The 1,007-nt window shown below is 75.5% G+C and carries 1 pseudogene; it reads right to left on the bottom strand.

What is annotated here, in order from left to right:
• Positions 1-1,007 (bottom strand): annotated as a pseudogene (locus ACTMS2_RS29265) (polyketide synthase); the annotation flags it as partial.

Genomic DNA, 1,007 nt, shown 5'->3' with positions numbered 1-1,007 from the left:
AAATCCACCAAACCACCCCACCGCAACGGCACCTCCAAACCCACCACCCGACCCAAACCCCACACCGCAGCACCCGCGACATCGGCCAACTCGTCGGATCCGCCGACCGACACCGCCCCACGCGTCAGCCACCACAGCCGGCCCGCCCCGCCGACGTCGGTCAGCGCCTGCGCCACGACCAGTGCCGTCGTCACCTCGACGGCGGCCGGCACGGCGGCCGGCTCCCGGGAAGTGGACGGCTCCCGGGGATCGGCCAGCGACAGCAGGGACACCACGTGCGCGTCTCGGTCGTCGGATCCCATCGCCTCCCGCAGCAGCCGCGCCACCCGGTCCCGGTCAGCGCCGGCCGGGACCAGCACCGGTACCGCACGGTCGGCACGGGCCGCCAGCTCCACGGCCACCGGGTGGTCCTGCTGCCCGGGCGCCATCAGCAGCAGCCAGGTACCCGCCAGCGTCGCCGAAGAGGGCACGTCGGCCGTACGCCACGTCGCCCGGTACCGCCAGGAGTCGACGGCGGCCCGCTGCTGGGTCGCCCGCCGCCACCGGGCGAGCTTCGGCAGCAGCGCCGTGGAGGGCTCGTCCGCGCCCAGTTCGTCGTCCAGCACGCCGAGGTCACCGGACTCGACCGCCGCCCAGAACTGCTCGTCGGACGGGGTGGCGGCAGCACCCGCGGCGGGCGAGGCCGGCCGGGGATCCTCCAGCCAGTAGCGCTGCCGGTCGAAGGCGTACGTGGGCAGCTCCACCACGCGTGGCCGGGCGCCGGTCTGGCCGTGGTACGCCGTCCAGTCGACCGGCACGCCGGCGGCCCAGAGCTGCCCGACGGCGCTGGTGAGGGTGGCGACGTCGGACTGGTTGCGGCGCAGCGTGGCCACGTACCGGACGTCGTCGGCCGCCTCCGCCTCGGCGGCCATGGCGGTGAGGACCGCGTCGGGGCCGACCTCCAGGAACGTGTCCACACCCTGCTCCCGCAGAGCCGCCACCCCGTCGGCGAACCGCACCGCCTGCCG

The sequence above is a fragment of the Micromonospora sp. SD12 genome (assembly GCF_052068495.1).
Classification (GTDB): Bacteria; Actinomycetota; Actinomycetes; order Mycobacteriales; family Micromonosporaceae; genus Micromonospora; species Micromonospora echinofusca.
Note: the sequence above shows the minus strand (reverse complement) of the source record. Positions and strands in the feature narration are given on the sequence as shown.